Genomic DNA, 22,151 nt, shown 5'->3' on the forward strand with positions numbered 1-22,151 from the left:
ATGTAAAATAGACGTTAAAATATTTTAACATCTATTTTACACTTTAAATTTCTAGATTCTTGTTTACTAATCTCTGTTTTATTTTGGCAGTAATTAAGGAATATACTACTGGAACAACTATAAATGTTAGAAAAGTAGCTGTTAAAAGACCAAACATTATAGTTACAGACATTGGACCAAATAATGCACTTTTTGAAAATGCTAGTGGTATAAGTCCTGTAATAGTTGCTGTTGAACTTAATATGATTGGTCTAAATCTTTGGCTTACAGCCTGAAGACAAGCTTCATCTATAGAAAGTCCTTCATCTCTTCCATCATGTATATATTCTATAAGCAATATTGCATTTCTTATAACTACTCCGATAAGACTTATTATCCCCATTACAGCAGTTAAGGACAATGGCATTTTAAATATTAGAAGTCCTATTACTACTCCCATTAATGATAATGGAAGAGAACACATTATTATAAGAGGCTGTATAAAGGATTTAAATTGAATAAATAAGAGTACATAAATTATCAATATAGTAAATGCTCCTGCTATGGCAAGACTGGTAAAGTTTTTCTGTATTTGATACTTTTCTCCATCATAAATTACCTTTACACCATTTAAGTCCATCTTATCTATTTTTTCGCTTAGGGTATTTTCTACATCTACTGAGTTGTACCCCGTCTTTATGTCACTATATACTGTTACTGTTTTATCCTTTTTGTAATGTTTTATTTGATCCAGTTCCGGGCTAAGACTAATGTCTGCTACCTGTGATAACAGCACTTTATTATTGGTAACACTTGATTTAATCTGCAAATTTTCGAGATCTTTCACAGATGAAATATTAGTTTTAACTAAAATCTCATATTCACTGCCATTTTTTCTATACACAGAACTACTATAGCCACTTAAGGCAATATTTATCTGCTGCAGTATATCAGATTTTAATAAACCAAGTTGTGATGCTTTAGTATCATCTATATTTACTTCATATTCATAAGTTTTTTTTGCCGCATCATCCCTTACATTTAAAGTTCCAGGTATGTCTTTTAACTGCTGTTGTATTTTATTTGAGGCAGCATAAATTTTATCCAGGTCATCTCCAGTGAGTCTTAGCCTTATAGGTGCTCCTGTTGGTTCAGCTTGCTCCAAAAGTTTTACTGTAGCTGTACCTTCATAAATTTTGCTATCTAATAGACCTTGTATATGTTCAGCCAATTCCTGTCTCGTTTCAAATTTCTTAGTCTTATCTATATTTACCCTTACCATGATTTGTGCTGTATCCTTTGAGAGTGCCACTGTGGGCAAGGTAATATAAAATTTCGGCATACCACCACCTACAGCTGAAGTATATCCTGTGACCTCCTTTTGTGTTTTTAATATATCCTCTACATGTTTTACCAAATTGGCTGTACTATTTATATCATCAACCTTTTCATTTGAAATATCTATGTAAACTATATTTTTATCCACATAAGGAAAAAACTGCATTCCAAGGGTTTTCATTATACATATAGATACTACAAATACCCCTATGGCTGCCATAACAACAGTCTTTTTATGTGAAAGTCCATAAGTTAAAAGCCTGTGAAACATTCTACGAACTTTACTTTCCCTGTTCACCTTTTTACTTTTCTTAAAGACTAAAGAAGCCATAGCAGGAGTTACAAATAACGCCGATAGGTAAGAACAGGTTACACATATCATTACCACTTGAGGCAATGATTTTAAAAATTCTCCTACTGCCCCAGGTATTGTGAGTAGTGGAGCAAAAGCTCCTACAATAATTAATGTGGAGGTAAACACAGGTACAAATAATCTTTTTATACCATGCAAGGCAGCCTTATCCCCTGTCATACCCTGATCTATTCCTACCTGTATAACATCTCCTATTACAACAGCATCATCTACCAGTATTCCAAGAGCTATAATAAGTGCTGTAGTGGACATCTGCTCCACTTTAATTCCAAGCACATTCATTACCACAAAAGACATTGCTATAGATATAGGAATAACTGCAGATACTACTAAAGAATTTCTAAGCCCCATTCCTATGAGAACTGTTATAATTACGAGAATAACACCCTCTCTGAGATTTTTCATGAAAAATGAAACTGAATCACTTACATCTTCAGGTTGAAATGTAACTTCATCTATGGTTAAATCCTTTGGCAGCTGCTTTTTTATCTCATCTAGTTTTTTCTTTACATCATCACCTATAAGTACTATATTCTTATTATTCTCAAAATATCCTGCCAATAGCACTGTACCAGTTCCATTATCAGTAAATTTCAATTCAGAATCATCATCATAATCCATATATACTTTTGCTATATCTTTAATTTTCATAGTTTCTCCAGTGGTGCTTGAAACTCCTACAATAGTATTTTCTATATCCTGCAGGGAAGTAAACGTACCTGGTGTATTAACCTTTATTTTTCCCGTACTTAGGTCTAAAGATCCCGAGGGAATATCTATATTTTGTGCTTTTAATACACTGCATACATCTTCAATGGAAATAGAATATTTATTTATTTTACTCCAGTCCACTTCTACCTTTACTTGTTTATCCTGCTTTCCATCTACATCAAACCTTGAAATACCACTTATATCACTTAATTGTTTTTTTATGTCCTCTGCATAATTTCCAAGTTGTTCATAAGAATAGTTTTTACCAGATACACTTATAATCATACCAGCTGTTTCTGTGAGGTTAGTATTTATTTTACTATCCTGGCATCCTTCTGGAAGATCAGACTTTAAATCTTTAATTTTGTCTCTCAAATCTCTCCAGGCTTTATCCTTATCCGTATCATTGTTTAAATATATAATAACTATGGAAGCACTATTTTTTGAATATGACTCTACATAATCATAACCATCTATCTCCTCAACCTTGTCTTCAATCTTCTTTGTAACCAATTTTTCTATATCACCTGGAGAAGCACCAGGATATATTGTAGTAATCATGGCCGCTGGGGATGAAACATCTGGACTTTCTTGCTTAGGAGTTATGTAGTAGCAGTAAAAACCGCCTATAATGATTACAGCTACTAAAAACAGTACTATTTTTTTATTTTTTATGGCAGCTCTAATTAATCCCATAGTAGATTCTCCTTTACTTTACTGTAACTTTATAGCCAGCTTTTATATTCTTCATGCCTTGAACAACAAGTTTATCGCCTAATTCTAAACCTTCTACTGAAACTTTATCTTCGTTTGTATCTCCCAAGGTCACATTCTTTCTAATAGCATGTCCACCTTGTACTACATAAACACAATCCTCTCCATCATTTAAAATACTGCTAATAGGAATCCATATAGAATTTTTTGTTCCCACATTAATGTACACTTTTACGTCTTCTCCTATATAAAACTTACTATTATCTATTGGATTTAACAGCTTAATTTGAGTACTGTATGTACCTGATGTTTCATCTGCCATTTGAACTATATTTATGATTTCTCCATTTACTGTAGTATTATCTATCTTTACCTGAGCTTTTGTACCAACAGTTATCTTCTTCACATCCTCCTCAGATAGTCCCACAGTAACAACCTGATTTTCACTTCTTAATAGAATAACAGGATTGCCAGCTGCCTGCATTTCACCTTCCCTGCAAAGTACATCTACTACATAACCATCAATATCTGCAGTCAGTGAGGCATCTTGAACCAAGTTAACCTTTGAATCATAATCAGCTTTTGCTGTATTTAATTGCGCTAAAAGAGCTTGTTTATCTTCTTCTCTGGAACCATTTTGAAGCTGCTGCAGGCTTTGCTTGGCACTATTTAAGGCACTTTCGCTGCTATCTAATTGAAGTCTAATATCATCAACCTGCTGCTTTGAAACTGCGCCGCTTTCATATAATTTTACATTTTTATTATACAAATCTTCATAATAACTATAATTATTTTGGGCATTCTTTACTGCTATTTCAGCTTTATTTATATCTTCTGCTTGAGAACCATTTACTGCTTTATTATACTGTGCAGAAGCTGCATTCATCTGTGATTTAGAAGCTTCCATTGCAAAATTCAAATCACTTTTATCAAGCTCCACTAGATTATCTCCTTTTTTTACATGCTGTCCCTTATATACGTATATTTTTAAAATCTTAGCAGAACTTTTAAAAGAAAGCTTTCTCACTTCGCTGCCTCCTGTTATTCCCTCATATTCTAAAGAAACAGGATAATTTTCATTTTTCATCTCCAAAATCTTTACAGGATAACTCTTGCTGCCAGTTTCTTCTGAATCATCTCCTTTGCCGCATCCACTTAGTACAATTGCAACCACAGCCAAACATAAAAAGGACAAAAATATTTTTTTCACGCTATCCCCCCTAATTCAAATAAAACACTTGTACTTTTATAAACATGTGTCTATTATAGAACGTGTGTAGTATAACTTCAATCATTAATCTATTATTGATTTGAAGGTTATTCAACATATAATCAACAAGTGTTGGATAAATATCGAAATATTTTCGGGAGGTTACCATGGAAGAAAAGAAATTGGATAGACGTATAAGAAAAACTAAACAAAGTCTGTTTCACGCCCTAACAAAACTCATGTCTAAGAAAAAAATTAATAATATCACAGTAAAGGAACTTACTGATTTAGCAGATGTCAATAGATCAACTTTTTATCATTATTACAGAGATATATTTGATATGGTGGATAAAATAAGAACTGAGTTCATTGATGATTTCAGCAAAACTTATGATAAATTTTCAAAAGAAGCCACCACCTATGATGATTTATTATCTTTTTTTATATATATTTTTGAGTTCGTTCAGATTAATGCTGGAATATTTAAAATATTTCTTTGTGATGATATGGACTATACTTTTATAGAAAAACTTAAGGATGCTATAAAACACTATGAAATTCCTCTAGATGATACATCCTCAGAATTAGAAGCTCACTATTGTATGCCTTTCATTATATCAGGATGTATCGGGGTAATACAACAGTGGTTGAATAATGATATGAATGCTTCTCCTAAAGATATGGCATCAATTATTGTTAAAATGCTTTAAAACGCCTTTTTACATGAAACAATTATTTTTTCATAACCAAATTTTATTTTTTCGCACTCAACTTAACACTCAATAAATATTAAAGTATCCATCGAGTAAAATACTCCACTTAAGTAAATACTATAAAGAGAAGTAATAACAGTCTTTATATTTAAAAGCCTTTACTTTATATACATTTGTAATTCATTAATTTTACAGGAGGAATTGTATGGATAACAATAAAAACAGAGTGAAAGATAGACCAAAATCCAATGCTGAAAAAAGGAAAATGTGTTCTGAAGCAGGTGCCGAAATAGGTATTGAACAGGGTAAAAAAATAGGCTCTCATGCGAATGGGAAAAAATACACAAAAAGATCAAAATTATCTCATAATAAATAAAAATCAATTTAAAAAACTTATAAACTCAAGTGCTGAATAGGAATGTACCTAGGTTTGTATAAAACAAATCAAGGTACATTCATTTCCCTAAAAGATTTTACTCATCCTCATTAATTTCTCCTATTTTAATCCCAGCTAATTTCATTAAATATACAGCATTTCTTGTAGAGGAAATTCCATTCTTTAATTTATAATCAAAATAAATTTTATTCTCCCTATAATATTCAGAAAAATGATAGTTTTTAATTTTTGAGTCTTTATGCTTTGCCATTTCACCTAACTCTAAATCATGAGTGGATATAACCCCCAAATTTCCTGTTCTGTTTAATTGATTTACTAAAGTTATAGCTCCAATATGTCTATCTCTTGAATTAGTTCCTTTAAAAATTTCATCTAATAAAGACAATACTTTTTTCCCTTCTTTTGAAGCCTCAACAATACTTTTAATTTTTAATATTTCTGCATAAAAAGAAGATATACTTTGTCCTAAATTGTCATTTATTCTCATACAACTATACATCTCCATAATAGTACAGTAAAATTGCTCTGCACACACGGGAGCTCCAGCATAAGCTAATACAATATTAATTCCTATAGTTCTCATAAATGTGCTCTTTCCAGACATATTAGAGCCTGTTATGAGCATAACTGGATAAGTTTCTTCGAGCTTTAAATTATTACATACTCGTTTTTCTCTCAAAAGAGGATGTCCCATATTTTTCGCTATGATCTTTGATGGTCCATCTATAATTTTAGGCATACTCCAATTAGGATTATCATATTTGATAACTGCAATACTACATAGGGCTTCTAATTCTGCTATTATATTAATCCACTTTTCAAAGTTATTTCCTGATTGTATCTTCCATTTTTCAATAGAAATAGTCCAGTAGTATTCTATCATAAGAATAGGATTTAAAATGAAATATAACATATTACGTCTATTAGCTATAGATTCACAAATTTTAGAAAAAACATCTATCTGTTTAGATGCATTTTGACCATTATTATAAAGTTCTTTACATAAATTTATAATATACTTTGATTTAAATTTACGTTTTTCTATATGTGTAAGCATATTTTTATATGCTTTTATGCTACAATTGTATTTCTCGGCAATAATTAAATTTTTCATTCTATCTTCTTTTTTCATCCTTAAAATAATACATTGAATCAAAATGAAAAAAATAGGAATGTAATAAGGAATTATGTAGAATATTTTCGGTGCACTTTTGTAAGTTCCAAAAAAAACAGATAATACATAATAAAGTATTTTCACCAGTAAGGTTAAAGTAGTTATTGTGGTTACTACTGACAAAATCCTCAAAATCCAAATTACTTTATTTTTTAATATGTAATTACTTCTTTGTTTCATCCATAAAAAAAGTTCTTGAGGATTTTGTTTGTCATTGCAAATTACTTTTCCTTCTGCTTCAAGCCTCTGCCTGAAATATATTTTCTGTCCAAGTTCTACAACCGCAGATTGTCTATCATATATATTCTGTTTATTTTCAGGCTTTTCTGTCAATATTTGCTTCAATTTTTGTCTTCCAATGTGAGTATGGGCTGTATTTATCCATTGGAATAAAGAACCTTTCCCAAAAACATCAAGATCGTACGAATAATTATGATTTTTATCTATAAAATCTTCACCAATATCCTGAAAAGTTTTCCATTCTCCCTCCAATCGTTTTATTGAAGTTTTATTTATTTCATATAATACATTCAAATAGTTCTTTTTACGTTCCATTTTTTTATGTAAATAAGTTAGATAACAAAACAAAATAATCATAACTAAAACTATAAAATCAAATATAAAATGTCTTCTTAATATATACATTATTATCAAAATCATAAGTCCTAGTACAAAAGTAGCCAATCTTAAATTACTCAAATTACCTATATATTTTTCTTGCTTTTTAAATAATAGATTATATTTAATTTTTCTCTTTTTATATTCCTTTAGTACTGATATCATTCCTCACCTCCAGCTAATAACCCCATAAATGGAAAATGAAGTTCATATAAGAACTATTCTAAAAATAATATAAACCACCAATTCATAGTATAAAATTGATTTGCATAACAATTATACTGGAAAAGGTAATTTATATATGCTCAAAAATATATTACTACACAATTAAAAAATACTACAAAAAGTTGATATTGTATACAAAAATTTTTTAAACAAATAACTTGCATTATACATCTAAAAGATATATAATAAATACATCTTTTAGATGTATAGGAGAAGATTAAAATGATGAATGAACTTTTTATTTTAGGTGAATTAATGGAAGAACCTCAAAGTGGTTATCATTTACGTAACGCACTGCAAGTTTCTTTAGGACATCATCGAAAAATCAGCTATGGCGTGATTTATCCTCTACTTGAAAAATTAGAGAAGAAAGGTTTTTTAGAAATAACCAATGTAGAATCAGACAAAAAAAATAAGAAAATTGCCACTATTACAGAAAAAGGGGAAAAACGTTTTTTTGAACTAATGAAAATGCCTGTTCCTAAGGGTGCTCACAATGCGGATATATATTTAATAAAGCTTGATGTGATGCAGCATCTTGCTCTAGATGAACAAATACAATTATTAGATCAATTCTATCAGGAACAAAAAGATATCATCAAAGATACACAAAATGCACTTCAAAAATTAGCTGAAAAAGATTCAAAAGATCACTGGTATGCAAGTAGGAAGTTTGAGCTACGACTACGACAAACCACTGTAGCAATTGAATGGATTGAAAAGTTTAAACATGAATTGAAGAAAGAATGGTGAGCAGCATGACAAAAGAAATAAAAATAGCCTTATTAATGGCTGCTAGTCTCTTTATGGAGATCTTAGATGGAACAATTGTAACCACCGCACTACCTAAAATGGCACAATATTTTCATACAAGTTCATCAACAATTGCTTTACTGGTCAGTGTGTATTTGATTACAGTGGCCATTTTTATCCCATTAAGTGGATGGATGGCTAATCGATTTGGAAAAAAGAAAATTTGGATTATTGCTGTTATCATCTTTACCTTTAGCTCGTTAAGCAACGCATTAGCACCTAATTTTTCTCTCCTTTTGCTAATGAGAATTGTACAAGGAATTTCTGGTGCTTTGATGACACCTACCGCAAGATTGATTGTACTAGAAAAGACGCCGGCTTCACAGCTGTTGAAAATGGTTAGTTATCTTATTTGGCCTGCATTGATAGCACCAGCAATAGCACCAGTGGTTGGTGGATTTATTATTACTTACTGGAGTTGGCATTGGATTTTCTTAATTAATATCCCAATAGGCTTAATTATCGCATTAATCGGCATAAAATTGATTGATAAGGATCAGGTAAATAAGACATCTACTTTTGATCTTTTAGGATTTATAGAAATTGCCTGTTCATCCGGCATAATTCTAATTGGAGCAGAACTGGCCACTCATGGAAAAAACTATTGGTTTAGTGCATTAGGATTAATTATTTTAGGAGTAATACTAGGCTTTATGGTTTTCAAGCACTTGAAAAAAGCATCCAATCCATTATTTTCACTTGATGGGTTAAAAATAACTTCTTTTAGAATTTGTCAGACAAGTGGTTCTATTTTATGGTTATCTGTGGGGGCAATGCCCTATCTATTAACAATTTTTTTGCAAACAATCTTTCATTGGTCCGCAGTAAAAGCAGGCAGTTATGTGCTATTTATTTTTATTGGAAATATTGGAATCAAACCTTTTACCAATCCAATTATTCGTAAACTGGGCTATCGAGGTGCACTATTATCATCATTTGGAATGGTATTTATCACATCCATTGCTTTAGCATTTATTGAAACCACTACTTTGCCTATTTGGATAATGTTTCTTGCATTAGTCTCAGGTGTAGGACGCTCACTAGCCTTAACTGCTTATAATGGATTGAGTTTTTCTGAAATAGACCCTAAAGATAGAAATAGTGCAAATACTTTAAATGCTGTTGTTTCAACATTAGCTCAAGGTATGGGAATATCACTCATTACAGTGGTTGTAAATTTATTTCAATTTTTCTTTTTAATTAATACTGCCTATGAATTAGGTTTTATCTTTCTTGGTCTATTGATGCTATTCCCAGTAATTGAAGTACTATTTCTACCTGAAAATATTGGTCATGCCACAATCAGCTAATCAGCTAGATTTACTTACTACATGGGAAAACATTGAACAGTTTGTTGCATAGTATTAGTATTTATCAAAAACTACACTTGTTTTATTTATTGTTAGTATCTTTCATCTTGATTCTACCCTTTCTATTTTTATTCTAGCACTACTTTACTCCTTTCAATTTCCTTACATGGAAAAAGAGCCAATGCTTCTTCGTGAGAAACATTGACTCTTATCATTGTTATAATATATATTTAGTTTTTATTTTAGTTACAACTCACTGCATTATTGAAATTATGCAGTCTGATTTAATTTTAAATATTTCTTCCTTTTTATAAGAATTATGAAATATATATTTGAGATTCATATTCATATTTTTTGCAGTTACCTTTGGTATAATATTGCATTGAGTAACAGGATTTTTTTAATATTTTATTCCGTTTCGATACCATCATAAGCATCACCCATTGAAGCAAAATCCTCTCTTAACCAATACCACCTTTCACCATTGTTTTCAACCAATCTTTCAACCAAATCAGTAAACGATAATGCAATGACTGTACATTCTCCAACTACCCCATGTCTGTCCCAGTAGCTATCATAGCATTTTCCAATTCTTTCAGGATTCATATCTATTGTCATATAGTCACCATTTCCATCATTAGCAATTATATACCATTCTGATGTAATATCCTCTTCACAAGGTTCTCCTACAATTACCGGGTTTGCTAGAATGAATTCATCTGGAGATACTATATTGGCGATATAGTTTTGATTTTCGAACAATATAATTCCACCACAAAGTTCATAAAGCTCCTTCACATCATCAGGCAAATGGTGTTTTGATTCAACATTTGGTAATCCTTTTGATGGGTATACTATACAATTAGGTAGTTTTTTTATTTTCTCTACTAGTTCTTTAATGTCCATATCTAATCAACTCCTTAAGTTATTTAAGATTATAGATATATCTGTTAAACTCTCTATAATACTCTACTCTTGCCTCCTGAGGAACTTTTGCTGCATCAAACATTCTTTCGCTTAGACTTTGTATCTCCTGCGGAGAAACCTCACTCCAGTTGACTTTTCCACCGACTTTTTTGCCTGTTCTTTCAAACAACCAGTCTCTACTCACTTACCCGTAGCCCTGTGTAGAGAAACAGGAGAATTATCATCTTATTCCTTTTGCTTACCTTCTCCTCATTTTGGATATAGAATAGAATCCTTTCTACTTGTTTATCTTCCAATACTTCTACCTGTCTTTCAGAACCATAGGTTAGCTTTACTCTATCCTTTGCAATATCCACCACAACCTCTTTTGTGTAGCCATTATCTACTAGATATTTATTGAATGATTGGATACTGTTTACTTTTTTATTTATGGTTGATAACTCATACTGATTTTCAATGAGGTGGTTCCCGTAGCTTGTGATGTGGAATCTTTTCACCTCTCCATTGAAGTTTACACCTTTACTTTCAAGGAATCCTACAAAAGCAGCGGTATCTCCTACATAGCTTTCTATTGTTTTAGTGTTTTTTCCACCTTCTATTAGGTATCTTTCGAATTTTTCTACTAGGTTCATCATTTTTTTCTTCCTTTCATTTTTTATTTTTGGGTATAGCAAAAAGACCAACAACAGGATCAACTTCCGTTGTTGGTCTCTCTTTTTTTATGCTTAGGGTGTGTCTAGGACATACTCAGGGTGTACTTGATTTATCCCGAACCGTTGGTATCACTGAGTTTAGGCGCAAGGACATAGTTTGTGGCAATTCATTCTACCTCTACATAGAAAAATCCAATAGACACTATTTCAGCATCTATTTGACCCTCTCCTTGATTTTTGTTTTTTAGTTGATGTACTCACATTGGTTAACTTTGTATAGAATTTAACGCAAAAAAACCAAGCTTCATTGCAGAATTGAGATTATGCAGTTACAATATCTATGGCTATTATATTAAAAATTAATAAAATCACTACTTTAAGTATTTATATCTTATTTTGCAGTCGGTTTATTAAAAATTTTGTAGTGAGTATAAAAGACAATAGAATACGGGTGGATATATTATTTAAAAATACCCAGCCCTTAAACTTACTTTAATGCATTATTTATCTGATTTATGAATTTTTGAAATACATTCAACCTTTGTTTATCTAAATTTACTGGTTCAATTCTTACATTGTATTTATAGAAAAATCTGTCTCCAACTTCAACTTCTAGAGAGCGTAATTCTTCTTTATCAGTATGTTTTTCAAGAAAATCCAACCAATCATTGACCTCTTCTTTATGCCAAGTCAATATTTGTTCTGAAGAAACTTTTCTCATCTCCTCAATTATAGTTTTAAGTTCATTCAAAGTACTAATCAACTCTTTATGGCATTGTTGAGTTATTAAACTCATTTTAAATCACCTCATTTTATAAAATTTATCGGAGAAGTTTGTATCCATCTCTCTGGAACTGCATTAAAGTCAATGTAAATTTGATGTGCTCCACCATATAGACCCATTCCTTGTGGTCCAACTGTACCATCAAGTCCTGAAATACTTGACCCCTTAGGAACAGTCATTTTATACAATGTACTTCCATCATTGCAGAATTCCTGTTTAATTGCAGTTTTTACTCTCCACTCATACTCTGTTGCTGGTGGTGGATTTAAGCTCCAAAAACATCCGTTCTTGCCGCCAACTCTGTACAAAGTCGTACCTTCTCCATAGGTTTTCTCAACTGCATTTCCACCTTCGAAAGAATTTAAAACATTTCTTTGCCATTGACTACCTTCTGGCAATTGAGACGCTTTTACATGTACAGATTCAACCGCCCCCTCAGATGCCTCTTTTCCCCTACCAACAATCTTTTTAGTTATATTCTTAGCCAGTTTTTCAATTTCACTAGCTCCACCAGCACCATTCATTGCAAATACAGTTCCGTTACTTAATTTGCCTGCTGCCTCTTCTACTTCTGGTGACATTCCTGCTTTTATTCCCTTGTATATCTTTCCTAGTAGACTTCCTGCACCCAGCGTGCCTAGTCCAAACAACTGATCTCCTGTACTATAGTGCTTTCCTGATACTAAATCCTTTCCTTCAACTATTTCACCTAACATTTTAAGTTGACCAAATACTGGTATGAAATCTGCTGCAATAGATGCTGTTCTTTCACCATTCGTTTCGTAATCAAAGTCTGATGAAGTTACCATTTTTTTTATGTAATCATCACAACTATTTATTTTTTCCTTATCTATTTCCGAATCAAATATAAGCTTACTAATAAAATCTGGCAGGAATTTTGAAGCATTTTCTGAACTATATTTTGGCAAACTTGCATTATAGGCATCTATTTGAGATTTTATCTGTTCATACTCTTGATGCATAGCCATTGATATTCTTCCAAAGCCAAGTAGGTCTTCCAAGCCTATTTTATCCTTGTTAATTCCATCTGATACTTTTGTATTCATATCAAATATCGATGCAGGTCTTTCTCCTTGTATTCCTACATTGTTATCTATTCTTATATCTTGTAACTTCGAATCTCTTAGCTTTTTTATTGTTTTAACCAAATCATTATAGAATACATCATCTACTTCTCTTTGATACTCCCCTATAAATCCATCATTGCTGCTATAACCTACAGTACTGCTTTCATATGTGGTAGATTGCAGACTTACTACAGAATTATTATTATACAGTATAAATCCTTGCTCCTTTTATTAATTTTACTATCTACTGTTATTAACTATTTTTTATACAGTTATTTATTGCATAATTTTATAGCGACTATTAGTCCTCATCATACATTAAATCATCCATTTCTTGCATATCTCTTTCAATATCACCATACATATCTATTAAATTCATTAGAAAATCTATTGTAGTAACTCTATCATGCTCGTATATTACCACATTAACTCCCAAACTTGTAATTTCTTTATAAGCTTTTACTATATTTTTTATTCCATCTTCATTTGTGTATCCGCATATCATTACATACTCATTATTTATTATTTTATCCTTAATCTCTCCTATTGATAAGTTGGTATATTTTCTTATGTTACTAATGCACTTTGTTATTTTATCATTACTTTTTATTTTAATTCCCACGGTATCCATATTTCCCTCCTACTTAAAAATCATTTATATCTATTATCGGCTCTCCTGGACTACTATTTTTAAAGTTTCCTCCATGCCATCCCTTTAAATGTTCATTTGGTGTAACTGGATATATTATTTCCCCTTTATCAGCTAAATGAGGATATTGGGATGCACTATACGAATGATGTCCTTGAATAGGCTTACCATCATATTTGGGAGTTCTACCATTTAAAATATCTTCAATTTGTTCTGTTGTCCAATTACGTGTAGTGCTTTCTCCATTTATTATTCTTTCTCTTTCTTGATTCCAGAATTGTTTAACACCTTCACGTCTTCTAGCTGAAAATCTTTTATTCCACTCATATGCTTCATATTCTGCTTTAGTTACTGTTCTATTATCTATTTTGCTTTTAATTTCTGACATTTTCTTTGAACTTAACTGCTTATTCGTTAACTGATGTTCATTTAAATCTAATCCAGAAACCCTTTCAGAAATTATTTCTTTTGCATTAGGATTTCTTACCCCCTCAGATGCCTCTTCTCCCTTACCAACAATCTTTTTAGTTATATTCTTAGTCAGTTTTTCAATTTCACTAGCTCCACCAGCACCATTCATTGCAAATACAGTTCCGTTACTTAATTTGCCTGCTGCCTCTTCTACTTCCGGTGACATTCCTGTTTTTATTCCCTTGTATATCTTTCCTAGTAGACTTCCTGCACCTAGCGTGCCTAGTCCAAACAACTGATCTCCTGTACTATAGTGCTTTCCTGATACTAAATCCTTTCCTTCAACTATTTCACCTAACATTTTAAGTTGACCAAATACTGGTATGAAATCTGCTGCAATAGATGCTGTTCTTTCACCATTCGTTTCGTAATCAAAGTCTGATAGTGAAAGTATTTTACTTATTATCTAGCATATTTTACCACACCTACAAATTTAAATTGATAGCCTTTATTATTTACAGCTTTTATACTTCCATCATATTGAAAATTATAAAGTAGAATCCCTGCATTGAATTTTACTGATGATACTCTACCAATCAAATTCTCATATTTGGGCATTACTATATCCTCATATGAGCACCCTGAAATAAGTTCAGTAATTGAATTAGTTTCTTTCTCAAGACATACTCTCTCTATAAAATCTTCATCAAAATCATCTATATTAATATTAAAATCTTGTAAAAATTGTGATGGTAAAAAATCTCCTTCATCTGTATAGACGAGTTCAACATATTCTAAAAGTTCCTCATCTGATTTTGAGTTACCAATCCATAAAGATACATATCCTTCTCTTTCCATATACTTATTCTACTCCTTTACTTTAGTCTAAGCCCTTCTGGCAAAGCATCAACTCCACCATTAAGCCTATAATTAGCCCAGTTATTTAATCTACGTGTGAACATGTTATAATCAATTGAAGAATCAATTATATCCAACAATTCGTTATGAGCTGTTGTAGAACCTAGTTGACCATGCTTTCCAACTGGATTTATAAATTCCACATCACTTATAGCAGTTCTTAAATCTCGAATTTGTTCTGCACTTACTCCCCAATTTTTAAATTGAGGTGCACGTGAAACTATATAATTTGAACTAACAAATAGCTATAATTAAAATCTCTAAAATGGAAATACTAAAATAAATAAAGTATTGGAGATGATATTTGTGGGAGAAAGATTAAAAGTTAATTGTAAACATAGTTCTTATGATATGTTAAAACAGCTGTATCAAACAGAAAAAGATGTAAGGATGAAAATAAGGCTGCTCGTAATACTATATTTTGGGGAAGGTTATTCAAGTCTTAAAATTGCAAAACTTGTTCACCAATCAGATTCTACAGTGAGGCGATATCTGCATAGATATAATAAATTTGGATTGCCAGGTTTAAAAGATATACCCCATCCCCCTAAAAATACTATATTAAGTAATGAAGAACTTAAAGAAATTGATAAGAATTTATCTCAAAGTCCCCGTGATAGTGGCCTGGAATACAGCAATTGGACAGGAAACCTTTTAGTTGCAATGGTAAAAAATAAATTTAATAAAATCATATCATTGGGTACAGCATATAATATTCTCCATGAATTAAATTACTCCAAAACTCGTCCAAAGAAAACAGATAAAAGAGTAAATAAAGAAACATTAGAGAATTTTAGAGATAAACTTGATGATTTGCTTGAATCAAAAGATGAAAATACTGAAATCCTTTATGAAGATGAAGCTATAATAACTTCAGAGCCAACAACTACGGCAACATGGTCAAAAGTAGGCTCTCAAACTGTAGTTAAAACTAATAGTAGTGGCACAAGACAGAGAACTGTAATATTCGGTGCAGTAAATCCAGAGAAAGGCAAGTTAACTCAAGAATTAAATGATAAAGGAAATACTGAGAATTTCAAGTCTTTTTTAAAATAAGGTGTCTGAAGATTATCCTGATAAAAAAGTTATAATTATAGCTGATAATGCAAGATACCATCATTTTAAGGGAATAAATGAATATTTAGAAGGATTAAAAAATATAGAATTCTTGTATTTGCCACCATATTGTTCTCAGTTAAATGCTATAGAGCACCTATGGAAAAACATTCGTTCCAATGTAACATATAATACTCTTTTTAACAGTTTTTCAGAATTGTTACATCAAATTAGTTCCTATTTGGATTCAATAAAAGAGGACAAGGCTATATTGAAAAAACTATGTGCATATATCTACTAGCTCTTACCCCTATAAAGTTAGCTATTTGTTATTGTAAATTATATAAATGCCACTCATGCATTCCTCCTGGTTCGCGTAACTGTCTTTCAATTGCTCTTCTTGTTGATTTATTCTGCCACATACTATCTAATTCACCTACACTTAGTGAATTAAACCAGTCATTAAATTCACCACTCTTTACTGTAGGAACTTTTATTTTTCCCTCAGCTTGTGTAACCCCCTCAGATGCCTCTTCTCCCTTACCAACAATCTTTTTAGTTATATTCTTAGCAAGTTTTTCAATTTCACTAGCTCCACCAGCACCATTCATTGCAAATACAGTTCCGTTACTTAATTTGCCTGCTGCCTCTTCTACTTCTGGTGACATTCCTGCTTTTATTCCCTTGTATATCTTTCCTAGTAGACTTCCTGCACCCAGCGTGCCTAGTCCAAACAACTGCTCTCCTGTACTATAGTGCTTTCCTGATACTAAATCCTTTCCTTCAACTATTTCACCTAACATTTTAAGTTGACCAAATACTGGTATGAAATCTGCTGTAATAGATGCTGTTCTTTCACCATTCGTTTCGTAATCAAAGTCTGATGAAGTTACCATTTTTTTTATGTAATCATCACAACTATTTATTTTTTCCTTATCTATTTCCGAATCAAATATAAGCTTACTAATAAAATCTGACAGGAATTTTGAAGCATTTTCTGAACTATATTTTGGCAAACTTGCATTATAGGCATCTATTTGAGATTTTATCTGTTCATACTCTTGATGCATAGCCATTGATATTCTTCCAAAGCCAAGTAGGTCTTCCAAGCCTATTTTATCCTTGTTAATTCCATCTGATACTTTTGTATTCATATCAAATATCGATGCAGGTCTTTCTCCTTGTATTCCTACATTGTTATCTATTCTTATATCTTGCAACTTCGAATCTCTTAGCTTTTTTATTGTTTTAACCAGATCATTATAGAATACATCATCTACTTCTCTTTGATACTCCCCTATAAATCCATCATTGCTGCTATAACCTATAGTACTCATATTATAATTATATCCACTACTACTATTTTGTCCATCACCACTAGATACTGCTCCGAAAGCCTTATATTTATCCATGTATTCTTCAATATGTTCCATATTATTCTTTATTGATGTATAATCCACATTTCCTAATTCATCATGAGCGTTTATTTCTTCAAATGCTTCCTTGCTAATTTCCTCTATCTTATCTAGAACTGGAAGCATATCATTTAGCATGGAGTAAGCAGCAGTAGTTTTCTTAGATAAAAGATCTGAATCTAAAATATACTTTCTCACTTTGCATTCTCCTCATATCCTTTTCATTTTGCTCTTGACATATTACCAATTTGCTACGCTACACCATATTTGCATCATAACTTTCTGCTTCTTCTTCATCTTGCTTACTTAAATTTTCTAAACAATAATTTACATAATACTCTGCTTGTCCATAAAAATAACTTAATGTATTTAAATCTTTAACAAAATTATCTGACAGCACTTTCTCATCATTCCCGGCTTTTCCTAAATACATTCCCATAAAACTTTCAAATGTTTGTTGATACATTTTGGATGCATCACTTACTAACTCTGATGCTTTACCTATTTTGTCTGCAATATTTTTTAATTCACCACTTACCTTTATGGTATCATCCATTTATTTATTCACCTCAAGTTCAAATATATTTGCAAGTTCTAGCCTTATATCTCTAGGATTTACTTTGATTAACTGTTTATTTAATAAATTATATTTATATACACAATCTTTTTGATAATAAATATTGCATACTCTAAAATTTTTATTTTCTTCTTTTTGTATGCATAAGATCTGATTTTCTTTTTTATCTTGTATTTCATTTAATATAAAATTATTAGGTTCTATTATTTCTTTTTCGCTATCCTCTACCTTTGTATTATTCCATAAAAATTGATAATTTTTTATTATCTCATACAGCATAAGAGATTTGCTTGTTCTCTCAATAATAAATTGTCCTTTTTCTCTGTTCTTTAAAAATACTAAAAGATCAGTCTTATCTAGTGATATTAATAAATCATTAATCCATATGTGTTTTTTTGCCTTTTTATATTTTTCTAAGTTATTAATAATTCTAAAGGATTTTTCATTTAATCCATTATTACTTTGTAGTATCTTTTTCTTAATTAATGATTTTTTTGGTGAATTTTCACCTTTATCATTACTAATCAAAGTTTCAACGGGATTTATACCCAAAATCGGTGTCCCATCTAGTGCCCTATTTAGATAGTATAATTCACTTGCACTAATCATTTTCATTCCTCCATACTACTTCCATAAAGATGGCATTTTACCGCTGTGCATATATTCTTCAGCTTTAGTTTCTAACTTAACCATTATGTCTACATTATCTTTGGCTACACTTAAAAGCATTTCATGATATTTTTTTAATATTGCCATCAAATCTATTGCTGATTCTTTACTCTTCCCTTTCCATACATCTGTATTTAAGATTGATAATACCTCATTAACTGTATCTAAAGACTCTTGTAAAGTTTTATTACCATTCATAAAATTTCTTATGTCATCATGTATACTATTATCTAATCTATAAAGCATCTTTTATCTCCTAACTAAAATAATTATTTTTCTAATTATCACATTCACATGCTTCTTCATATAATTGTCTATACTTGTTATATAATTCATCAGCTTCAGCTCTTTGGTTATCAATAATACTTATATCATCTTCAATTTTACCAAATAGTTGATTAACTTCCTTGCTAAAATCCTCTGACTTATAATTAAAATTATCCATAACTTCCCCTTGAAGATTATAGCTTGCTTCATATACAGTGTTAAAGTCTTTAAAATCTGTCCTACAGCTGTCTAAATATCTATCAAGCTCTTCTTTATATGATGCCAATTTGTCTCTAGCTTTTTCATATTCAACCATTTTTGTTTTATAATACTCTTTATCACCCATTATTCCTCTCAATCCAATATTATGTAATTTTAAATAATTATATAATACAATAAAATTACATACTTTTGCAATATAATATACGCATAAACCCAGGGGTTACGCATGAATATTTTTTTAACCGCATCCCCGATAGGAGATTTTTAAAAAATAACCATTGCAGCTATATATGTGGCATGATAATATTTTTTGTGGCAGTCCTAAAATTATAATGATATGGAGTTGAAGCGTTTCAGGGAACTTCATTAATTTAATCAAGATTTTTTGCATAGAAAACCAAACAGTCCTTTTCGGATATGTCTAGTAATTGTTATACGGATTTTTCCTGTATTATCTTATATGAAGTTTTTGATAAGTACTTGTTCTAGATAATTATTGTCTACAGAAGCAGCAAACCTTTTAGATTTTAAACTATACTTAGGTTCAGTAGTGTCTTTTTTTATTATATTTAGAGCCAATCGCTTTAGCAGGGCTAAATTTTGCGGACCATAATCTTTCCTTACTCTACGACCATCTTCTTTAAATACAACATCAAGAATCCAATGAGTTGATTCTATTTCCCAATATTTTCTTACTGTTGTTGAAAATTCTTCTATAGAGTCTTTTAAAGATGAAATATAATATCTTTTTTCATCTGTTTTTACTTGTACTAGTACCATTTCATTTTCACTAGCCCATGCACTTACAATATGAATTGGTGACTTTTTATTATCTGTATCAAATGCTCCTCGCATAGTCTTGCCATCAATGGCTACTACAGATCTTTTAGTGTTGCTATTTCCTTAACCCAATAAACAAAACACTTTTCAAATTGTTTTGAATCTATCCATCTAAAAACCCTCTCAAAAGTATCATGAGATGGTATACCATTTGGAAGTTCAAGAAACTTGCTAAATCAATCTTCTCGCTTCTTTGCAAATATTTCAACTTCCTTCCAATCACTTGCATTAGCAATGGTTGCAGCTACTGCAATAAAAAGTATATCTATTAGTAAATGACGTACTTTGGCTTGCTACCTTACACCTCTGATTATTTGAAAATAATTAAAAAATATAGACTCTTTGTTGCTCATAAGTTTATCCTTCTCTTCTTTGTATTTATATAAAAGTAATATATAAACTAATTATATAGAATCAAAAAACAAAGAGTGGATTAAACTCCTATATTTAGGATTATCCACTCACTTTTTTTGTTTGTTTACAATTTATTAACTCATGATTTAGCCCTAATTTTCCCTAAATCAATATAGAATACTTTAAATCATTGATGCTTCTTAAGAAGATATTTATAATACCATAAAAGAAAATTTACTTAAACTTCCCCCATGAAATAGAAGAAAAACTTGGACAGTAGGCTTTAAATGATATGCATATACATATATCCGGCATTCGTTATAGTGAAAAAAAGGAGAGGAATCATCTACCCTTTCTTAAAAGTGATTTCAATTATGTAGACTGTTTAAGAAGTCTAAAAGAATTCAAAGCAAAGGGATGTATAATCTGTGAAAGCCCTATGCTTGAAAAGGACGCTTTGATGCTAAAAAATACATATGAAAAATTATAATATTTTTTATAGGCTTTTTATAGAGATTTTAGATGGAATAATTATAACCACCGCACTACCTAAAATGGCACAATATTTTCATACAAGTTCGTCAACATTTGGATAATGTTTCTTGAATTAGTCTCAGGTATAGGACGCTCACTAGCCTTAACTGCTTACAATGGATTAAGTTTTTCTGAAATAGATCCTCAAGATCGAAATAGCGCAAATACTTTGAGTGCTGTTGTTTCAACATTAGCTCAAGGGATGGGAATATCACTCATTACAGTTGTTGTAAATTTATTTTAATTTTTCTTTTTAATTAATACTGCCTATGAATTAGGTTTTATCTTTCTTGGTCTATTGATGCTATTCCCAGTAATTGAAGTACTATTTCTACCTAAAAATATTGGTCATGCAACAATTAGCTAGGTTTACTTACTATATATGGGAAAACGCTGCTAATAATCCACTCTTCTTTAAAGTGGTAGATTATCACTATTACGTACCTGGATAAGTTCTTCCCCTAAAGGATAACATATTCTAAGTGCTAAAGACACTAAGAGTACTGTTAATAAGGTTCATCTGGAAATAAACATTTCTCTACATCAAACTCCACCTGAACCTCTGAATCACTTAATTAAACCAATCTCTTTCCTCTAATTACAGAAAATAAACCTCATTCCCCATAGTTTCAGCCTCAACCTTGTCATGGGTTACCAATATAACAGTTCTACCTGTTTCCCTCTGGTGAATTAAAAATTTTTTTATTATACTGCTTTTCAATCTGTCATCCATGCCCTTAAAAGGCTCATCCATCAAAATCAAGCTGCTTTTATAAGCAACAGCCCTTGCCAGGGCAACTCTTCTTTTCATTCCCCCGCTTAATTTATCTGGAAGCTTATCTTTATACTCCAATAATTCCACCATGCCTAAAAATTTATTTACAGCTATGTCCACTTCCATTTTATCCATGGTGGATTTTAGTACGAATGCAACATTTTCATATACTGTGAGATGCGGAATAAGTCTGTCTTCCTGAAACATATAGGATATGCTGTCATTTTTCAATATAACTTCCCCGCTGTAATTTGTTTCAATGCCGCTTATAATATTTAAAAGAGTAGTTTTTCCACAGCCTGATGGTCCCAAAACAACTGTAATTTTGCCTTTTATGAAGTTTATACTTAAATCAGAAAAAATAGAAACTCCATCATAGGATTTATTCAAATTTTTAATTGTCACCTCATAATTGTGTTCATGTTCCACTACCATAT

General features: G+C 31.1%; 26 protein-coding genes and 2 pseudogenes. 8 read left to right on the plus strand and 20 right to left on the minus strand.

The window, feature by feature from the left end; all coding sequences use genetic code 11:
• Positions 1 to 43: 43 nt before the first annotated feature.
• Together BS101_RS13330 and BS101_RS13335 are read right to left on the minus strand one after the other, a co-directional pair.
• On the minus strand, positions 44 to 3,097 hold the full coding sequence (locus BS101_RS13330) for an efflux RND transporter permease subunit (RefSeq protein WP_073539268.1): 3,054 nt from the start codon (positions 3,095 to 3,097) through the stop codon (positions 44 to 46).
• Positions 3,098 to 3,110: 13 nt separating this feature from the next.
• Positions 3,111 to 4,325 carry an efflux RND transporter periplasmic adaptor subunit gene (locus tag BS101_RS13335; RefSeq protein ID WP_198039478.1) on the minus strand — a complete coding sequence of 405 codons (1,215 nt, stop codon included), beginning with the start codon at positions 4,323 to 4,325 and terminating at the stop codon, positions 3,111 to 3,113.
• 167 nt (positions 4,326 to 4,492) lie between these two features.
• Between BS101_RS13335 and BS101_RS13340 the strand changes: the two genes are divergently transcribed.
• Both BS101_RS13340 and BS101_RS22795 read left to right on the plus strand, forming a co-directional pair.
• Positions 4,493 to 5,035 (plus strand): TetR/AcrR family transcriptional regulator, encoded by a 543-nt coding sequence (locus tag BS101_RS13340; protein ID WP_073539269.1) that lies wholly within the window; start codon positions 4,493 to 4,495, stop codon positions 5,033 to 5,035.
• A 208-nt stretch (positions 5,036 to 5,243) separates the two neighbouring features.
• Positions 5,244 to 5,414 (plus strand): hypothetical protein, encoded by a 171-nt coding sequence (locus BS101_RS22795; RefSeq protein WP_012102733.1) that lies wholly within the window; start codon positions 5,244 to 5,246, stop codon positions 5,412 to 5,414.
• Between the two features lie 97 nt (positions 5,415 to 5,511).
• Here BS101_RS22795 and BS101_RS13345 read toward each other — a convergent pair whose 3' ends face one another.
• The gene (locus tag BS101_RS13345) at positions 5,512 to 7,392 is read right to left on the minus strand and encodes a MutS family DNA mismatch repair protein (RefSeq protein ID WP_073539270.1); all 1,881 of its coding nucleotides are present in this window, start codon (positions 7,390 to 7,392) and stop codon (positions 5,512 to 5,514) included.
• Positions 7,393 to 7,674: 282 nt separating this feature from the next.
• Between BS101_RS13345 and BS101_RS13350 the strand changes: the two genes are divergently transcribed.
• Both BS101_RS13350 and BS101_RS13355 read left to right on the plus strand, forming a co-directional pair.
• Positions 7,675 to 8,205, plus strand: a complete 531-nt coding sequence (locus BS101_RS13350) for a PadR family transcriptional regulator (protein WP_073539271.1) — start codon at positions 7,675 to 7,677, stop codon at positions 8,203 to 8,205.
• A 5-nt stretch (positions 8,206 to 8,210) separates the two neighbouring features.
• On the plus strand, positions 8,211 to 9,575 hold the full coding sequence (locus tag BS101_RS13355) for an MFS transporter (RefSeq protein WP_073539272.1): 1,365 nt from the start codon (positions 8,211 to 8,213) through the stop codon (positions 9,573 to 9,575).
• A 408-nt stretch (positions 9,576 to 9,983) separates the two neighbouring features.
• On the opposite strand, the gene BS101_RS13360 is transcribed toward BS101_RS13355, so the two are convergent.
• The 9 genes from BS101_RS13360 to BS101_RS23350 all read right to left on the minus strand — a co-directional run bounded on the left by BS101_RS13360 (position 9,984) and on the right by BS101_RS23350 (position 15,148).
• Entirely contained in the window at positions 9,984 to 10,481 is a 498-nt protein-coding gene (locus BS101_RS13360; protein ID WP_073539273.1) for an SMI1/KNR4 family protein, read from the minus strand.
• Between the two features lie 19 nt (positions 10,482 to 10,500).
• Positions 10,501 to 10,686, minus strand: a complete 186-nt coding sequence (locus tag BS101_RS13365) for a hypothetical protein (RefSeq protein WP_083585723.1) — start codon at positions 10,684 to 10,686, stop codon at positions 10,501 to 10,503.
• Positions 10,679 to 11,137 carry a tyrosine-type recombinase/integrase gene (locus BS101_RS13370; RefSeq protein WP_083585724.1) on the minus strand — a complete coding sequence of 153 codons (459 nt, stop codon included), beginning with the start codon at positions 11,135 to 11,137 and terminating at the stop codon, positions 10,679 to 10,681. The genes BS101_RS13365 and BS101_RS13370 overlap by 8 nt, the downstream gene beginning before the upstream one ends.
• Before the next feature lie 505 nt (positions 11,138 to 11,642).
• Positions 11,643 to 11,951, minus strand: a complete 309-nt coding sequence (locus BS101_RS13375; protein ID WP_073539274.1) for a hypothetical protein — start codon at positions 11,949 to 11,951, stop codon at positions 11,643 to 11,645.
• 11 nt (positions 11,952 to 11,962) lie between these two features.
• On the minus strand, positions 11,963 to 13,108 hold the full coding sequence (locus BS101_RS13380) for a pre-toxin TG domain-containing protein (RefSeq protein WP_073539275.1): 1,146 nt from the start codon (positions 13,106 to 13,108) through the stop codon (positions 11,963 to 11,965).
• Between the two features lie 220 nt (positions 13,109 to 13,328).
• A complete protein-coding gene (locus BS101_RS13385; RefSeq protein ID WP_073539276.1) occupies positions 13,329 to 13,658 on the minus strand; it encodes a hypothetical protein in 330 nt (109 codons plus the stop codon).
• A 13-nt stretch (positions 13,659 to 13,671) separates the two neighbouring features.
• Positions 13,672 to 14,553: a pre-toxin TG domain-containing protein gene (locus BS101_RS22375; RefSeq protein WP_347472940.1), complete on the minus strand. Its 882-nt coding sequence runs from the start codon at positions 14,551 to 14,553 to the stop codon at positions 13,672 to 13,674.
• Positions 14,550 to 14,945, minus strand: a complete 396-nt coding sequence (locus BS101_RS13400) for an immunity 22 family protein (protein ID WP_073539277.1) — start codon at positions 14,943 to 14,945, stop codon at positions 14,550 to 14,552. The genes BS101_RS22375 and BS101_RS13400 overlap by 4 nt, the downstream gene beginning before the upstream one ends.
• Positions 14,946 to 14,962: 17 nt before the next feature.
• Positions 14,963 to 15,148 (minus strand): hypothetical protein, encoded by a 186-nt coding sequence (locus BS101_RS23350; protein WP_198039479.1) that lies wholly within the window; start codon positions 15,146 to 15,148, stop codon positions 14,963 to 14,965.
• Positions 15,149 to 15,311: 163 nt separating this feature from the next.
• On the opposite strand from BS101_RS23350, the gene BS101_RS13410 reads away from it, so the two are divergent.
• Both BS101_RS13410 and BS101_RS13415 read left to right on the plus strand, forming a co-directional pair.
• Positions 15,312 to 16,061: an IS630 family transposase gene (locus BS101_RS13410; protein WP_073539278.1), complete on the plus strand. Its 750-nt coding sequence runs from the start codon at positions 15,312 to 15,314 to the stop codon at positions 16,059 to 16,061.
• Between the two features lies 1 nt (position 16,062).
• A complete protein-coding gene (locus tag BS101_RS13415; RefSeq protein ID WP_073539279.1) occupies positions 16,063 to 16,362 on the plus strand; it encodes a transposase in 300 nt (99 codons plus the stop codon).
• Between the two features lie 28 nt (positions 16,363 to 16,390).
• Here the strand turns inward: BS101_RS13415 and BS101_RS13420 are convergent, their stop codons facing one another.
• The 7 genes and pseudogenes from BS101_RS13420 to BS101_RS24605 all read right to left on the minus strand — a co-directional run.
• On the minus strand, positions 16,391 to 17,674 hold the full coding sequence (locus BS101_RS13420) for a pre-toxin TG domain-containing protein (RefSeq protein ID WP_073539280.1): 1,284 nt from the start codon (positions 17,672 to 17,674) through the stop codon (positions 16,391 to 16,393).
• Between the two features lie 58 nt (positions 17,675 to 17,732).
• Complete coding sequence (locus BS101_RS13425) at positions 17,733 to 18,032, minus strand: hypothetical protein (protein ID WP_073539281.1); 300 nt, start codon at positions 18,030 to 18,032, stop codon at positions 17,733 to 17,735.
• Entirely contained in the window at positions 18,033 to 18,662 is a 630-nt protein-coding gene (locus BS101_RS13430; RefSeq protein ID WP_073539282.1) for a DUF5081 family protein, read from the minus strand.
• Between the two features lie 15 nt (positions 18,663 to 18,677).
• A complete protein-coding gene (locus tag BS101_RS13435) occupies positions 18,678 to 18,968 on the minus strand; it encodes a hypothetical protein (RefSeq protein ID WP_073539283.1) in 291 nt (96 codons plus the stop codon).
• Between the two features lie 31 nt (positions 18,969 to 18,999).
• Entirely contained in the window at positions 19,000 to 19,335 is a 336-nt protein-coding gene (locus BS101_RS13440) for a hypothetical protein (RefSeq protein WP_073539284.1), read from the minus strand.
• Positions 19,336 to 19,667: 332 nt separating this feature from the next.
• Positions 19,668 to 20,066, minus strand: coding sequence for an ISAs1 family transposase (locus tag BS101_RS13445; protein WP_073539285.1), 399 nt, complete (start codon positions 20,064 to 20,066; stop codon positions 19,668 to 19,670).
• Between the two features lie 20 nt (positions 20,067 to 20,086).
• Positions 20,087 to 20,329 (minus strand): annotated as a pseudogene (locus BS101_RS24605) (ISAs1 family transposase); the annotation flags it as partial.
• Between the two features lie 332 nt (positions 20,330 to 20,661).
• On the opposite strand from BS101_RS24605, the pseudogene BS101_RS23355 reads away from it, so the two are divergent.
• A pseudogene (locus tag BS101_RS23355) lies at positions 20,662 to 20,895 on the plus strand (AP endonuclease); the annotation flags it as partial.
• A gap of 105 nt (positions 20,896 to 21,000) precedes the next feature.
• A complete protein-coding gene (locus BS101_RS23880) occupies positions 21,001 to 21,183 on the plus strand; it encodes a hypothetical protein (protein ID WP_242951265.1) in 183 nt (60 codons plus the stop codon).
• Positions 21,184 to 21,537: 354 nt separating this feature from the next.
• On the opposite strand, the gene BS101_RS13465 is transcribed toward BS101_RS23880, so the two are convergent.
• On the minus strand, positions 21,538 to 22,149 hold the full coding sequence (locus BS101_RS13465) for an ABC transporter ATP-binding protein (protein WP_073539287.1): 612 nt from the start codon (positions 22,147 to 22,149) through the stop codon (positions 21,538 to 21,540).
• Positions 22,150 to 22,151 lie beyond the last annotated feature (2 nt).

The organism is Clostridium kluyveri (assembly GCF_001902295.1).
In the GTDB taxonomy this organism is placed as follows: domain Bacteria; phylum Bacillota; class Clostridia; order Clostridiales; family Clostridiaceae; genus Clostridium_B; species Clostridium_B kluyveri_B.

Excerpts from the sequence above, each read along its gene's own strand:
- BS101_RS13425 (WP_073539281.1), bottom strand. The coding sequence starts at position 18,032 with ATGGATGATACCATAAAGGTAAGTGGTGAATTAAAAAATATTGCAGAC.
- BS101_RS13385 (WP_073539276.1), bottom strand. The coding sequence starts at position 13,658 with ATGGATACCGTGGGAATTAAAATAAAAAGTAATGATAAAATAACAAAG.
- BS101_RS13350 (WP_073539271.1), top strand. The coding sequence starts at position 7,675 with ATGATGAATGAACTTTTTATTTTAGGTGAATTAATGGAAGAACCTCAA.
- BS101_RS13435 (WP_073539283.1), bottom strand. The coding sequence starts at position 18,968 with ATGCTTTATAGATTAGATAATAGTATACATGATGACATAAGAAATTTT.
- BS101_RS13345 (WP_073539270.1), bottom strand. The coding sequence starts at position 7,392 with ATGATATCAGTACTAAAGGAATATAAAAAGAGAAAAATTAAATATAAT.
- BS101_RS13400 (WP_073539277.1), bottom strand. The coding sequence starts at position 14,945 with ATGGAAAGAGAAGGATATGTATCTTTATGGATTGGTAACTCAAAATCA.
- BS101_RS13360 (WP_073539273.1), bottom strand. The coding sequence starts at position 10,481 with ATGGACATTAAAGAACTAGTAGAGAAAATAAAAAAACTACCTAATTGT.
- BS101_RS22795 (WP_012102733.1), top strand. The coding sequence starts at position 5,244 with ATGGATAACAATAAAAACAGAGTGAAAGATAGACCAAAATCCAATGCT.
- BS101_RS13440 (WP_073539284.1), bottom strand. The coding sequence starts at position 19,335 with ATGGGTGATAAAGAGTATTATAAAACAAAAATGGTTGAATATGAAAAA.
- BS101_RS23880 (WP_242951265.1), top strand. The coding sequence starts at position 21,001 with ATGTTTCTTGAATTAGTCTCAGGTATAGGACGCTCACTAGCCTTAACT.
- BS101_RS13340 (WP_073539269.1), top strand. The coding sequence starts at position 4,493 with ATGGAAGAAAAGAAATTGGATAGACGTATAAGAAAAACTAAACAAAGT.
- BS101_RS13465 (WP_073539287.1), bottom strand. The coding sequence starts at position 22,149 with ATGGTAGTGGAACATGAACACAATTATGAGGTGACAATTAAAAATTTG.
- BS101_RS13430 (WP_073539282.1), bottom strand. The coding sequence starts at position 18,662 with ATGATTAGTGCAAGTGAATTATACTATCTAAATAGGGCACTAGATGGG.
- BS101_RS13375 (WP_073539274.1), bottom strand. The coding sequence starts at position 11,951 with ATGAGTTTAATAACTCAACAATGCCATAAAGAGTTGATTAGTACTTTG.
- BS101_RS13445 (WP_073539285.1), bottom strand. The coding sequence starts at position 20,066 with ATGCGAGGAGCATTTGATACAGATAATAAAAAGTCACCAATTCATATT.
- BS101_RS13355 (WP_073539272.1), top strand. The coding sequence starts at position 8,211 with ATGACAAAAGAAATAAAAATAGCCTTATTAATGGCTGCTAGTCTCTTT.
- BS101_RS13330 (WP_073539268.1), bottom strand. The coding sequence starts at position 3,097 with ATGGGATTAATTAGAGCTGCCATAAAAAATAAAAAAATAGTACTGTTT.
- BS101_RS13370 (WP_083585724.1), bottom strand. The coding sequence starts at position 11,137 with ATGATGAACCTAGTAGAAAAATTCGAAAGATACCTAATAGAAGGTGGA.